Below are 14175 nucleotides of genomic sequence, written 5' to 3' on the forward strand. Positions count from 1 at the left end.
TGAACCGCTCCGGGAATGTAGGAGACTTCGGATCTTGGCTGTAATTGGAGATTTGAAGTATGGAAAACGAAAGCAAGGTAAGGAAGCCCACCGGGACGCGATATTCAGATGAGGTGCGGGAGCGGGCGGTGCGGATGGTGTTTGAGCATCAGCACGAGTACGAAACGCAGGGGGCGGCGATCCGCTCGATCGCTTCGAAGATGGGGATGTCGCGCGAGACGCTGCGAAACTGGGTCATCCAGGCTGAGCGCGACCGTGGCCAGCGACCGGGCACGACGACTTCCGAGCTCTCACGGCTCAAGGAACTGGAGCGCGAGAATCGTGAATTGCGCACGGCCAACGAGATCCTGCGCAAGGCCTCCGCGTATTTCGCGCAGGCGGAGCTCGACCGCCGATCGAAACCATGATCGCGTTTATCGACGAGCATCGCGACGTCTACGGTGTCGAGCCGATCTGCCGCCTGCTGCCGATCGCGCCGTCGACGTATTACCGGCACGCCGGGCGGCGCAGCGATCCGGAGCAATGGCCAGAGCGAGCGCGTCGCGATGCTGAACTGAAGGCCCTCATCCGTGCGGTCTGGGACGAGAACTTTGGCGTGTATGGTGTGCGCAAGGTCTGGCGCCAGTTGCTGCGTGATGGTGTGAAGGTCGCGCGCTGCACGGTTGCGCGCCTGATGAAGGCGATGGGCCTCGAAGGTGTGCGGCGCGGGCGCCGGATCAAGACGACGCAGCGCGACGATGCGGTGCCGTGCCCGCTGGACCGGGTCAAACGTCAGTTCCGTGCCGATCAGCCCAACGCGCTGTGGGTTGCGGATTTTACCTATTGCTGGACATGGTCGGGCTTTGTCTACGTGGCCTTCGTCACTGATGTGTTTGCGCGCCGTATCGTCGGTTGGCGCGTGTCGGCATCGATGAAGACTGACTTCGTGCTGGACGCGCTGAACCAGGCGTTACACGATCGCCAGCCGCCGCCCGGCCTCATTCATCATTCCGATCACGGGTCGCAATATCTCAGCATTCGGTACACCGAACGTTTGGTGGATGCTGGCGTGCAACCGTCCGCCGGCAGCGTTGGCGATTCGTACGATAATGCGCTGGCCGAGACAATCAACGGACTGTACAAGGCCGAAGTTGTGCACCGGCGTTCATGGCGTACGCTCCAGGATGTCGAACTCGCCACGCTGGAATGGGTACACTGGTACAACCACCATCGGTTGCTCGGCCCGCTCGGGTACGTGTCGCCGGCGGAGGCGGAGCAAGCTTACAAACGGAATCTGGCGCTATCCGCTCGCGCGGCGTAGCGCCAAACTCGGCGGTCTCCGACAAACCCGGCGCGGTTCATGGTACCTGCGACATCGACCTTACCACAAGTGTAGGTGTAACCGAGGCCTAGCGTCACGACCGGCGTGAAGGTATAGCTTCCCCAGATTTCAGCATTGGTGAACGCCACGCTGTTTCCGTCGATGCCATTCGCATCATTAAATTTCACGTGCGTATAGGCGAGTCCGATCATTCCGGGCCCAATTGTGTAAGTGCCGCCAAGACCAAATGTCTGCATGTTGGACGGGTGGCCAACATAGCCCCACGCGCCGTTCGTCGTGACGCCGGGCGTGGCAGGGTGACTGGCAACAAAGTTACCATCGCCAAATTGTTCAGCAGGATTCTTGGCATAGAAGTACCCTGCGCCAAGATAAAATGGACCGCGCGTGTATCTCAGACCGGTTGCTACTGTGCTTTCGCTGCCAAATTGACCCGCCACGCCGCCGAACGCGTACATGAGTTCGGCACTCACGCCAGCAAAAGACGGCGACGCGTATTTCACAACATTGTTGGTGCGAAAGCTGTTATCTGTGTTATCAATATCGCTCGGGTGCGCGAACAGAGCACCCCACTGGCCGTTAAACGTTGTAGGTTGAACTGCAACAATGAAAGAGTCGTATTGGCGACCGAGAGTGAGCGTACCGAGCGACTCATTCGTCAGGCCAACATAAGCGGTACGGCCGAACTCGCGGCCGCCCTGTCCCAGTTTGCCGTTGATCGGGTTGAAGCCGTTTTCCAATCGGAAGATGGCCTTGGTGCCACCGCCCAGATCCTCCGCTCCCAGTAGACCCCAGCGGCTACCCCGCAAGATGTTGCCTTGCATTGCCCACAGTTGGTTGCCACTGTCGTTGTTTACGTAAGACAGCCCAGTGTCAACGATGCCGTAGAGAGTGATGCTACTTTGGGCAAACGCCGATGCTTCTAAAGTGCCGATCAGCGCAAAAGCAATGAGCGACTTTTTCATTAATCGGTCTCCGAGATTTTGGTTCTTTAGAGCGCTCCGCATTGGTTGCGAGCGCCTTGCCAAGATTCACGTCGCCTTCCTCAAACCAGGTTGCTGCCTGATCTGCTGGAATACCCTTCGGCGCACTCAGCAGTCGTCATGAAAGCGCTTTCTAAGTCGATTGTGTCCTGGTATTCGCGGAGTGGTGACGAGTGGACAGCGGTGCCATCGACATGACCAATGCGGCGGCCGCAGCTGGAATCCCAAATGCGTAGAACTGTGCCGTGACGGGGAGTCCTGCCGCGATAGCCCCTCCATAGAGCGGTCCGAGAATGGCGCCTACGCGGCCGACGCCAACAGCCATCCCAATGCCGGTCCCCCGAAGTGACGCCGGGTAATACGAGGCAACAAAAGTATTTGTGAGTGTTTGCATGGCCGGCCCGCCCATCCCAATCAAGGCTACGAGCAGGAAGCCTGCCCAAATGTCAAGCCGGAAGCTGAGGAGGATGTATGACGCTGCCGCGATGAGCAAACCTGAGACGATCACTTTGCGACTGCCGACGCAGTCGGCGATACGGGCAGTCACTAGCGTACCGAGAATGAAGCCAGTGTACAGGACGGTGACCATCAGCAATGCGGATCCGAAGCTATAGCCTCCGGAACGCATGAGTACGGGGATCCAATACCCTGAGAGCGTCGCGGTGGTCTGGACAAGTATCATCACCAGCCAGAACAGAACTGTGACTACCAACCTTTTACCTGAAAAGATCTGTCGGAGGCGATCGCACGCACTATTATGTTGTCCCTTTTGCACGTCGCGGATTTCGAGGTCCGTAATACCGTAGCGCGAAGCGATCTCCCGGGCTCGGACTTCGTCCCCGATGCTCATCAAGAAGGCTGGCGACTCCGGAAAAATCTTGATTAACACCGGGACGATTAGTAGAGCGACAGTGCCGATCGCGAACATCGCCCGGAAATTTGAGATCGGAAGCAGCCACGCTGACAACAAGCCCGCAGCGATCCCCCCAAAACCGACGCCGATGAAGCTGTTACTTGCCGTCCGCTGACGGTGCTCGGTTGGGGAGAACTCTATGAGCATCGCGACCGCGGCTGGCATCACAGTGCCGGCTCCGAGACCGGTAAGAACTCTACCGAGGCCCATAATCAGGGGTGTTGGCGCCATCGATGAAACGAGCATGCCACCTGAGAAGATCGCAGTCGACGTAAGCAGAACTGACTTTCGGCCAAACCTGTCGACCAGGAACGCGGCGGAGAACGCACCAATGACGAGGCCGATCCCAGACGCGGAACCAATAACTCCGATCTCCGATGCTGTCATCTGCCAACTGACGTAATCCAGTAGTGAGGGGGCGATGGTTCCGAACATCGCGAGGTCGTAACCCTCGAGAACGAGAATGATGAAGCAGACCACCACGGGAAGTCGCGAGCTTCGCGGTTCAATCTCCGGGGAAAGGGAAGCTGACATGCTAACTCCGATAGCGTACTTCGCTGTGTTCAAGATTAGATTTAATTACATATCTAATTATATGGTGCGTGCACCGGGATCGCCTATCGGAAACTTCTTGGTATAAACCCGCTCTTGCGGTGGACTATCACCTCGCACCGGGAAATTAGAGGTCTTAGGAGTGGTGGGCCGAGTGACATTGCATTGTCGAGCTTTCTCGTTAGTCGAGAAAACCCTGTAGCGAGAAAGTCGCATAGAAGGCGAAAGGTCCTGCCTTTCAGAGGACAGTACCAAGGCGCAATGCGCGTGCTGCATGGCGTCACGTGGCGGCTGGCCGCCGCTGCGTCCTAAGTGCTGGCAGACCCATGCCGACGGGCTCAGCCGTGCGTAGCGGCGCGCGATGAGCGCGATCGCGCTATGTCGCACCGCGGCGCTTGGCGGGCATGTCGAACGGCGCGACGCCTGCGCTCATCGGCGGATTACCACAACTCGTACGCCAGAAGGTTCGGCGGCGGGGCGAGCGACGCCAAGCATCCTGCGACAGATGGCGAGTTTGGCTGCCCGATGGCGATTGGCGAGCCAGCCGTAACTGCGAATGCGCTGGAAGCCGTCGGGCAGCACCTACAGCAGGAAGCGACGGATGAACTCGTCGACCGCGTGGATCATGGTCTTGGTGGCGGCAGCCTGTTTATAGTCTTTCCAGTCGAAGGTGACTGCGTCGACATGTGCAGGCCACCGACGACGAGGGCCAGCGGGCCGAAAAGACTGCCGCCGATAATCTCGGCGACCATCATCGCACTGCACAGCGCTATCACCATCCAAGTTCTGCGCTCGTTATTCTCTTGGGCTGCGCCCGGAAAGATGTGCTCATGTTCCGCCCCGAGGAGGTATCCTAAAACATGATCATGTCTCTCGGCCCTCACTTCAAGTAGCTGTGGACTACTTCGATTAGCTGTTCACAAAATCGTTACAGCAAGCCGGAGAATCCTCCCCAAATGCCGAGTGCGCAGGTAGCGACTGAGGCCGCGATTAGTAGCCATAGATAGCCACCCCGCAACCGTTGGCTTTCCGGTAGGGTTCTGGCGGCCAGCGCGACCAGAAAACCAATCGCCAGCGGCAGCATGAACGCATTGAGAACCTGAGTGCCTACGTTGAGCCACACTAGGTTGGGGACGAACCAGACCAGGGTGGCGCTTCCCGCTACACATGCGGCATAGATGCCGTAGAACCAGGGTGCCTGTAGCGGCCTGAACTCGAGCGAGCGACGGTAACCGGCTACCTCGCCGATTCCCCAAGCCATTGCCAGCGAGGAAACGATCGCAGCCACCGACGCGGCACCCAACACGCCGATACTGAAAATCAGTCGACCAGCCTGGCCGCCTAGGAACGGAGTCAGCGCCTTGCTGATGTCCGCGACCGTATTGAGTTGAGCTTGGGTCCCCTTCGAGCCCAGGGTGGCGGCGGCAGCGATTAGCACGGCGGCGGTCAACAGTTGCGTCAACACTGCCCCGATCGCGGTGTCCCATCGCGCGGCCCGGTGTTGTCGCGGCAACAGTTTCTTATCCGCCACCGCCGACTGCTGATAAAAGATCATCCACGGATTGAACACAGCGCCGATCAATGCGGCTGCCAGGTAAAGGAAGTGGTGATTGCTCAACGGTAGGTGGACGGCATGATAGACGATGGTCGTCAGATCGGGATGCGCGGCCCAGACGACGAAGAAGAACGCCAGCTCAAAGAAGCCGATGGCGAGAGCCATTCGTTCCACCCGACGGTAAGAACCGGTCACCACCACGCAAAGCAGCATGGCTGCCGCAATCGGTAGCACCAAACTGCGCGACAAACCATACATCTCGCCGATACCCGCCACGCCCGTGAACTCGGTGACCATGGAACCGATCGTGGCAACGATCAGACTGATGACCGACAGGCAGGCCCAGCCGACGCCGAACTTGTCGCGAATGAGCTCGCCGTGGCCGCGGCCGGTATAAATTCCGAGCCGCACGGTCAGTTCCTGCACCATGTAAAGCAACGGGATCAAGAACAGCAACAACGGTAAGAGCCGATAGCCCCACTGGGAACCGCTCTGCGCGGCCGTCACCACATTGCCTGCGTCGGTGTCGGCCAGCATGACGAGCAGGCCCGGGCCCCACAGGGCAACGGACTGTAGCCGGGCCAGGACGCGGCGGTAAACTGTGATTGCTGGACGCACTTCGCTCATGATGCGGCGGCTCTTTCAGTTCAGAATCCTATGACCACATTTTCACAGATCGAGCAATGCTGGATGGAGCTGAACATGCAAAATGACGAGTCAGCGTCTGGGACAATCCGAGGCAATGCTGGTCACGAGCTGATTGACTGACATGAGCGTGACGCGGCCCGATCTCACCGCGTGGCGATAGGCATGCTTCACTCCTGAACCGCCCACATCGCATCAACGACCAAGGTACAGGCGAGCTACCCGCGAGGGCTTTGATGAACGTGCTGCCCCCGGCAGGACGAAGAGCAAGCTCGATGATCAGCGCCGCGACTTCTGATACGACGAGGCCGAGCACCAGGCCGCGCCATCCGTTCAAGATTAATCTGGTCCTGGCCTTCATTCCCGCGGGCCCCCGAAAGATGTGAGCAATTTTGGTCACCGTCGGCAATGGCGGCAAGCCTATCGGGGCTAAGTCATTCCGGCACCGGCTCGTCTTCCTTTGCCGATCGACTGACGCTGGAGACGCCCATTTCCATGCTGATGCGACTGGCGACCTGCTCGAGCCGGGTCTGATCTTTAGGATGGCTGCGGCAGGTCGCAGTGACCTCAATGCGAGGCGGTTGATCCTCTGGTCCAATCATCGCGCTGCGTTGCCCAACTCACGCGCTCGAAGCCTTGCGGCATACCGCGGCGATCATTAAATGCCAATAGACGCGAACGTCTGCGGAGCGAGTTAGGGATGGTGTTCAAAACACGCTCGGCGACGCTGACCTGACAACGCAAGTATCGCCAAGTGAAATCAATGGGATGAAACGTGCGAATTCCGCGTTCTATTCAGCATAGAAGTAGTCCAGCGGTCTGTGCTCCGGCTCGTCTGAACCGAATCCGGTCACACTCATGCTACGAACTCCTGCAGAATTCGGTGGCGTACCATCCACAGATTGCTCAAGGCGAACAGCGTGTGCAGTTGCTGCGTGTTCTTCGCCAATCCACGATAACGCACCTTGAGATGGCCAAACTGGCGCTTGATAACGCGAAACGGATGCTCGACCTTGGCACGAATACGCGCCTTCAGCCTTTCGAATTCGTCAAGCAGTTGGCCCAGCGGCGTGTCCTTGTTCAAAGCACGACGTTTGCCCGGACGCATGGCGATGTGCCAGTTGGCCTTGACGTCTTGCATTTCCTCGCGCTTTTGCACGCCCTGGTAACCCGCATCACCAAACACCTCGCGTTCGTCACCATGCACGAGCGCACGCGCTTGCGTCACATCGTTGACATTGGCAGCCGTCCCCACGACCGTGTGCACGAGACCCGAGTCGGCGTCCACGCCGATATGACACTTCATGCCAAAGTGCCATTCATTTCCCTTCTTGGTCTGATGCATTTCGGGATCGCGCTCACCGCCCTTATTCTTGGTCGAACTCGGCGCGGCAATCAGTGTGGCATCAACCGCCGTCCCTTCCTTGAGCATGTAGCCATTCGCACTGAGCTGGGCGTTGACGGTCACCAGAAATTGCTCGGCCAACCGGTGTTGTTCCAGCAGATGCCGAAAGCGCAGGATACTGACCCGATCTGGCAATCGGCTCATGCCACCCAGCCCGGCAAATTCGCGATACAGCGGTACGTCGTACAGCGCCTCTTCCATCGCGACATCGCTCAGACCAAACCATTGTTGCAGGAAGTGGATGCGCAACATTGCTTCAATCGGAAATGGCCGGCGACCCGTCGCCTTGGTCGGCGCGTGCGGTTCTATCACCGCCACGAATTCGTTCCATGGCACCACGCGCTCCATCTCATCCAGGAACGCACGCTTGCGCGTGCGCCGGTTCGTCAGGTCAAGGTTCAGGTCGGTCTGTTTCATGCGCTCATTGTGCCAGGCAACCTCAGTCCTGAACATTCCATGTTGTCTGAGTTTTGAACACCATCCTTAGCACAAACTTTTTTAATTACCAATCGCAGACCGACCGCGATCGGCCTCATTCACACGCCCGCAGCTGCGATCGCCAACCAAAAAAACGTCTGCTGTATGCTGAGTTCAGCATAAAAATAGCGCGTCGTCGTGGCCCACCCGTGCGTAGAATGGCTTATATCGACACGGCAGTGTCAATGCGGCGTTGGTTAGATGCTCGCCGTGGAAAATTGCCGAGCAAAACATCAGGCGATGTATCGCGAATCGCTTGCTGCCAGGGAGCGGTGGCGAAAGCCACTTATACGCAATGTGGCCTTACTCTTTTCGATATGTCTCGATCCGGAATAATCAGAACTTTCTCGAGTAACCCACGGAAATGAAATTGACCCGCATATAGGGGTTTGTGCCTGCGCTCATGCCAGTTCCGTTAACTTGAACTCGAGGAGACACCCCGTACGCGAGGGATAAATCAGATTTGTTTGCGAAGTGATAGGTCGCACCGATGGTGTACGTCCGGTTAACGGTCGCGGGAATGATAAAAGTGAGTGCCGTATTGTCCGACGTAAGTAATTGGTTAGCCATCTCAAAACCCGCCCGCAGGGTGAGTCGGTCGGTCATGGCGTATTGCACGCCGAATCGATAGGCATTGATATTAGCGAATCCAGTCCCTGAACCGTTGATTGCACCCGGTGCCGCTGAGAAGTTCAGCGGGTTTCCCAATCCACGGGTATTTCGGAAATTGAATCGAATCCAGTCGAATGCGAGAAGCAATTTCTGCGTCGGCCGGAGTGCGATGCCCGCGCCATATTGCTCCGGCTCCTGGAACCTGCCGCCGTCGGCAAATATGTGGCTATATTTCGACCACGGCTGGTAATAAATCTTTGAGGCGTAGAACGCACCCACGGAAACCTGGGGTGTGAGGCGACTCAGCCATCCGACCTTGATGCCATAGCCAGGCTTCCAATCTCTACCTTGATTTGGCAATCCCGTTTGAGCCTCAATTCCGCCAACGCTAATTGTAGACATTGCTCCCACCGCTGATATGGCAATCGCGTTATCTCCATTCGCGCCGAAACGGTAAGCAATCGTAGGTGCAACGTGTGCAAAAATGGCTTGCGAGTACGTTTTCGAATTTCCTGGAATCTCTCCGTACGGATATCCATAGTTGACCGCTGCTCCGGCAGCCCAAGAAGCAACGCCCACGACGAAACTCGGACTGAGCGCTTTGACGTATCCAAACTCCGGTAGGGGAGCAATACCTGTTTTGGCCGGATACGACTTACCGTCTTGCTGCGCTCCATCGTTCGTGATAAACAATCCGGTCCCAACGTCAAGCCTGTCTCCTGAGAATGCAATCCCGGCCGGATTTCCAGCGGGTGCGAGCGCAGACTCCCCTACTGCAATCCCAGCGCCGCCCATGCCTTGCGCTTGCGTCCCGTATCCTGTTGGATAGATCCCTACGCTAGCGATGCTTACGTTGGCAATACCAGATAGTGCAAGAAGTACCGCATTTTTCGTAAACGGGCGATTCATTTTGTCTCCAATTTCATTTTTTGCCTGAAGGTGATATGAGTCCTGCCGCTGCTAAGAGCGAACACGCGGAATTGTTCTTGCCTATACGTTGATTACGTGATGACGTGCCGTTTTGTAGTAGTTTTAGTCAATGTTCAACTTGCATCATGGGACTATCTCGACCCGGCGGAAACACTTGCCAAGTACCGTCTTGATGTCGAAAAAAAAACATTGTCACAGCACCCGTTGACTTGAATGTTTCGACACACACGTAGCAGCGCTTTAAGGAACGCTTTTTTGTGAATTGTGTTACGTGAACCTGCTTCGCAGATTCGGGGGAGAGCCACCGCTCAACCATCGAACGTAGCGACCTCATCGTAGTGCTAATCATCGACTTCTCCTTCGTGCAGCTTTTTGGAGACTCAAGTCTGTTCGTGGGCCACCCGCACGGCAGTGGGCTCAAGAAAGTGCGTTGAGGAACGTACGCATAGCTGTCTGCATAATTTATAGCATTCCTACCAGTTATAATTAGACGTCTAGTTTGAAGCGTACGAGGGCTGCGTTATGTCGGCAAGGAGGGGTTTGTACGGAGAGTGGCGACTCGCTCGTGACCTAGTGCGGCAGTGCGCGGCGCCTGTCTTCAAAAGATAATCGAATGTCCGCTAGGGTCAACGATCTCCGGCTCTTTAATGTGGACCATATACCCGAAGGACGCATCTGTTCGCGTGCATAAAAAAGGCGGAAGACAAGATGTGCCGAGCCTCAGAGACAAGCAAAGGAGACGAGCATGACCGAAAGACTTCGCACCACGATGACGACCGTGACGACCCGGCTGGTCGCGACGCGACACGGCCGAGTTACTCTTCACGTCTTCTGCATTCTTGCCGGCAGTGACCCAGTCATGCATTGGTTAGGCATTAGCCGCGAGTTCCTCGGGCAATAGCTGTATATTCAATCGAGGCGAAATCACTGTCCCGCAGGCGGGCCAACTGATGATGTCTGTTGCCTAGTCGTACCAGGATTATGCGGAGGTAGCTCCGCGACCTGTTCGTCTCCCGCTCCATGAGCATTTCCATGCGGCGTGCGCTCCACCCGGGCGCACCCGTCAACGCGACACGCCCACCATCCTGGGCGTGCCGTTTTTTTGTTACAGGCGCCTACCGGAATCGCCCCATGATCGACGTTTCTCTTGACGATAAGTACACCGCCACGTCCGGCCGGATCTATTTGAGCGGCATTCAGGCGCTCGTGCGCCTGCTGCTCGTGCAACGGCGCCGCGACGCAGCCAGCGGCCTGCGCACTGCAGGCTATGTTTCCGGCTACCGGGGCTCGCCACTCGGCGGGCTCGACGAAGCGCTTTGGAAGGCCGAGAAGATTCTGAAGGAGCATTCGGTCAAGTTCCTGCCTGGCGTGAACGAGGAAATCGCCGCAACTGCCGTTTGGGGCACGCAGCAAGTGCATCTGACCGGCGAGAGCGACTATGACGGCGTCTTCGCCATGTGGTACGGCAAGGGGCCGGGCGTGGACCGCTGCGGCGACGTGTTCAAGCACATGGCCCACGCCGGTACCTCGCCCCGTGGCGGCGTGCTGCTGGTAGCCGGAGATGACCACGGCGCCTATTCATCCACTCTGCCGAATCAGAGCGACCACCTGTTTGCGGCATCGATGATTCCAGTGCTTTATCCCCAGAGCGTTGACGAGTATCTGGAGTTGGGGCTGCACGGTTTCGCCATGTCGCGCTTCGCCGGGCTGCCGGTCGGCTTCAAGGCGCTGGCCGACACCGTGGAGTCCTCGTCCTCCATTGCGGCAGACAGCGACATCGAGATCCGGATTCCCGAGGACGTGGCGCTGCCTGCGGACGGTTTCCACGCTCGCTTGTCGACCGACACGCTGGGCGTGCAGGCACGCAAGCAGGAAGCGCTCATGCAGGACCACAAGATCTATGCTGCGATCGCCTATGCCCGCGCGAATCGCCTGAACCGCATCACGATCGATTCGGCGCGACCCAAGCTGGGCATCGTGGCTTCCGGCAAATCCTATCGGGACGTGCTGGAGGCGCTGGAAGAACTCGGGCTCGACGAAGAAATGGCGGGACGGATCGGGATCCGCCTGTTCAAGGTGGCCATGCCTTGGCCGCTGGAGCCGGACTCGGTGCGAGAGTTCGCCGACGGACTGGAGGAAATCCTCGTCATCGAGGAGAAGCGCCAGATTGTCGAATACCAACTGAAAGAGCACCTGTACAACTGGCGCGAGGATGTCCGCCCGCGCATCATCGGAAAGTTCGACGAGCGCGGCGAATGGGGTGGGCACCCGCGCGGCAACTGGCTGTTGCCGGCCACCACCGACTTCTCCGTGGCGCAGATCGCGCGGGTGGTCGCGGCGCGCTTGACCCGTTTTCACGAAAGCGAGCAGATTCGTGATCGGCTGCGCATCCTTGACGAAAAGGACGAGATTCTCAAGAAGGCGGTCGGCACGCCGCCGCGCCCAGCCTGGTACTGCTCCGGTTGCCCGCACAACACGTCCACCAAGGTTCCGGAGGGCAGTTTGGCGTTGGCCGGCATCGGGTGCCACGTCATGGCCACCGCCATCTATCCGGAACACAACAGGACGACCACCCAGATGGGCGGAGAAGGGGCTACCTGGTTGGGGCAGGCCTGGTTCTCCAAGCGTGAACATGTTTTCGCGAATCTGGGCGACGGCACCTACTATCACTCGGGTTCGCTCGCCATCCGGGCCGCCGTCGCCGGGGGTGTGAACATCACCTACAAGATCCTCTACAACGATGCGGTCGCCATGACGGGCGGGCAACCCGTGGATGGTCCGATCAGCCTTCCACGTATCGCGCACCAGCTGGCCGCGGAAGGCGTCCAGCGCATCGCTCTGGTCGCCGAAGACGTGAGCCGCTGGGCAGACACCAGCGCGCTGCCCGTGGGCCGCCCTGGCCTTCGAATCACCATCCACAAGCGCGATGACATGGAGGCCGTGCAGCGCGATCTGCGCGAGTACAAGGGCGTTTCGGTGCTCCTGTATGACCAGGTCTGCGCAGCGGAGAAGCGCCGCCGACGCAAGAAAGGCGAGTTCCCGGCGGCTAAGCGGCGGGTCGTAATTAACGAGCGCGTTTGCGAGGGGTGTGGGGATTGCGGCGCGAAATCCAACTGCACTTCCATTCTTCCGCATCTCACGGATTACGGATTGAAGCGGCAGGTGGACCAGTCGTCTTGCAACGCGGACGAATCCTGCATCCGCGGCTTCTGTCCCAGCTTCGTCACGGTGGACGGCGTAACGCCCCGCAAACAGGTTGGGGCGATACCAACCGTTGCGGAGGGGCCACTACCCGAACCCGTTCTTCGCGAATCCAGTGGAACCCACAACATCCTCATCACCGGCATCGGCGGCACGGGTGTCATCACTCTCGGCGCACTGATCGGAATGGCAGCACACCTGGAAGGCAAAGGCGTGTCGGTGCTCGACATGACCGGCATGTCGCAGAAGAACGGATCGGTGACTTCACATGTGCGATTGGCGACAACTGCCGAGCGTCTGCGCGCCCAACGTATACCGACAGGCGAAGCCGACGTGGTGCTGGGGTGCGACATGCTTACCGCCGGGGCATCGGACGCGATCTCCAAAATGCGGCAGGGCCGCACCTACGCGGTCATCAACACTTTCGAGCAACCGACGGGCCACTTCGCGCAGGATCCAGACTGGGCCTACCCTGCCGGTCGGGTGCGCGCACTGATCAGAGAAGCTGCAGGAGGCAGCACCGAGTTCCTCGATGCCACGACGCTGGCCACCCGCCTTTGTGGGGATGCGATCGCCACCAACCTGTTCATGCTGGGCTATGCGTTTCAGAAGGGACTGGTGCCTCTTTCGGCACATGCGCTTCTGAAAGCGATTGAGATCAACGGTGTCGCCGTAAGAGCGAACCAGGCGGCCTTCGCCTGGGGCCGGCGCGCCGCGCTGGATCTGCCCGGGCTGCAGCGCGCTGTGACCCCAGCGCAATCGATCCAGTTCGTCGCGCCCAAATCGCTGGAGACATTGATCGCCACATTCACGCGGGACCTCGAGGAGTATCAGGATGCCCGGTACGCTGCCTCCTACCGGGAGTTTGTGCAGCGCGTAAGGATTGCCGAAAGCAAGGCCTGGGGTTCTGAGCGTCTCTCGCGCGCCGTGGCCGTCAACCTGCACAAGCTGATGGCGTATAAGGACGAATACGAGGTGGCGCGTCTCTACACGCGCCCGGAATTCTTGCGACAACTCAGCGAGCAGTTCGAGGGCAAGCTCCGCCTCACGTTCCACCTAGCGCCCCCGGTGCTGCACCGCACCGGCGCCGAACCAAGGAAACGCCAGTTCGGACCGTGGATGCTGTGGGCCTTCCGTGCGCTTTCCAAACTTCGCTTCCTACGGGGAACGGCCTTGGATCCTTTCGGGCGCACCTTGGAACGACGGCAGGAACGCGCACTCATCGAGGAATACCGGGAACAGATCATCGCACTGCTTCCGCGGTTGGAAGACGTGAATCAGGATGCGCTGGTGCAGTTCGCTCAGGTTCCGGCCCAGATCCGGGGCTTCGGCCACGTGAAGCAGCAAAGCATCCGGGACGCAAAGGTCCGTTACGAGGAACTCTGCCGCAAGCTGTTCTCGAAGGTTTCGGGTGAGGTGGCACCCGTCACGACAGCGGCGGCCCTAGTTTCAGAGTCAGCGGGGCGTTAACAACATGACCTCGAGCATGACCTCGCGGTTCGAGCGGGAGGCCATGCTGAGTCAGCCCTCTGCAAGGCCCAGCCCAGAAAGCGTGCCGGGCTGCATGCCGAGTGAGTTGACCCT

At 58.7% G+C, this 14175-nt stretch carries 7 protein-coding genes, 4 pseudogenes and 1 other annotated feature; of the genes and pseudogenes, 3 read left to right on the plus strand and 8 right to left on the minus strand.

The genetic code is table 11. From position 1 onward, the window contains the following. Positions 1–59 precede the first annotated feature (59 nt). Positions 60–1300 (plus strand): IS3 family transposase gene (locus O1Q03_RS27760; RefSeq protein WP_442865862.1). Its coding sequence is split into 2 segments (ribosomal slippage): positions 60–366 and positions 366–1300, totalling 1242 coding nucleotides; the frame shifts between segments, so codons are not numbered across the junction. Beyond that, positions 362–478: a sequence feature (AL1L pseudoknot), on the plus strand. Its footprint overlaps the gene before it by 117 nt. Here the strand turns inward: O1Q03_RS27760 and O1Q03_RS27765 are convergent. Next, positions 1261–2283 carry a porin gene (locus tag O1Q03_RS27765; protein ID WP_269507251.1) on the minus strand — a complete coding sequence of 341 codons (1023 nt, stop codon included), beginning with the start codon at positions 2281–2283 and terminating at the stop codon, positions 1261–1263. The two genes, O1Q03_RS27760 and O1Q03_RS27765, sit on opposite strands and share 40 nt — an antisense overlap. Before the next feature lie 25 nt (positions 2284–2308). On the opposite strand from O1Q03_RS27765, the pseudogene O1Q03_RS27770 reads away from it, so the two are divergent. Further along, positions 2309–2425 (plus strand): annotated as a pseudogene (locus O1Q03_RS27770) (IS5/IS1182 family transposase); the annotation flags it as partial. Positions 2426–2434: 9 nt separating this feature from the next. On the opposite strand, the gene O1Q03_RS27775 reads toward O1Q03_RS27770, so the two are convergent. From O1Q03_RS27775 to O1Q03_RS27800, 7 genes and pseudogenes are all read right to left on the minus strand, one after another. Next, positions 2435–3748, minus strand: a complete 1314-nt coding sequence (locus tag O1Q03_RS27775) for an MFS transporter (protein ID WP_269507252.1) — start codon at positions 3746–3748, stop codon at positions 2435–2437. Positions 3749–4231: 483 nt separating this feature from the next. Then, a pseudogene (locus tag O1Q03_RS40285) lies at positions 4232–4441 on the minus strand (transposase); the annotation flags it as partial. After that, a pseudogene (locus O1Q03_RS27785) lies at positions 4438–4650 on the minus strand (hypothetical protein); the annotation flags it as partial. The pseudogenes O1Q03_RS40285 and O1Q03_RS27785, both read right to left, overlap by 4 nt. Before the next feature lie 44 nt (positions 4651–4694). Continuing rightward, positions 4695–5948: an NRAMP family divalent metal transporter gene (locus O1Q03_RS27790; RefSeq protein ID WP_269507253.1), complete on the minus strand. Its 1254-nt coding sequence runs from the start codon at positions 5946–5948 to the stop codon at positions 4695–4697. Between the two features lie 452 nt (positions 5949–6400). After that, a pseudogene (locus tag O1Q03_RS40015) lies at positions 6401–6553 on the minus strand (MgtC/SapB family protein); the annotation flags it as partial. A gap of 269 nt (positions 6554–6822) precedes the next feature. Beyond that, positions 6823–7788, minus strand: a complete 966-nt coding sequence (locus O1Q03_RS27795) for an IS5 family transposase (protein ID WP_269507255.1) — start codon at positions 7786–7788, stop codon at positions 6823–6825. A gap of 396 nt (positions 7789–8184) precedes the next feature. After that, entirely contained in the window at positions 8185–9369 is a 1185-nt protein-coding gene (locus O1Q03_RS27800) for an OmpP1/FadL family transporter (RefSeq protein WP_269507256.1), read from the minus strand. Between the two features lie 1152 nt (positions 9370–10521). Here O1Q03_RS27800 and O1Q03_RS27805 point away from each other — a divergent pair. Then, on the plus strand, positions 10522–14061 hold the full coding sequence (locus tag O1Q03_RS27805; RefSeq protein WP_269507257.1) for an indolepyruvate ferredoxin oxidoreductase family protein: 3540 nt from the start codon (positions 10522–10524) through the stop codon (positions 14059–14061). Positions 14062–14175: the final 114 nt, after the last annotated feature.

The sequence above is a fragment of the Burkholderia sp. IMCC1007 genome, from assembly GCF_027257875.1.
GTDB lineage: Bacteria > Pseudomonadota > Gammaproteobacteria > Burkholderiales > Burkholderiaceae > Burkholderia.

Excerpts from the sequence above, each read along its gene's own strand:
- O1Q03_RS27765 (WP_269507251.1), bottom strand. The coding sequence starts at position 2,283 with ATGAAAAAGTCGCTCATTGCTTTTGCGCTGATCGGCACTTTAGAAGCA.
- O1Q03_RS27795 (WP_269507255.1), bottom strand. The coding sequence starts at position 7,788 with ATGAAACAGACCGACCTGAACCTTGACCTGACGAACCGGCGCACGCGC.
- O1Q03_RS27790 (WP_269507253.1), bottom strand. The coding sequence starts at position 5,948 with ATGAGCGAAGTGCGTCCAGCAATCACAGTTTACCGCCGCGTCCTGGCC.
- O1Q03_RS27775 (WP_269507252.1), bottom strand. The coding sequence starts at position 3,748 with ATGTCAGCTTCCCTTTCCCCGGAGATTGAACCGCGAAGCTCGCGACTT.
- O1Q03_RS27805 (WP_269507257.1), top strand. The coding sequence starts at position 10,522 with ATGATCGACGTTTCTCTTGACGATAAGTACACCGCCACGTCCGGCCGG.
- O1Q03_RS27800 (WP_269507256.1), bottom strand. The coding sequence starts at position 9,369 with ATGAATCGCCCGTTTACGAAAAATGCGGTACTTCTTGCACTATCTGGT.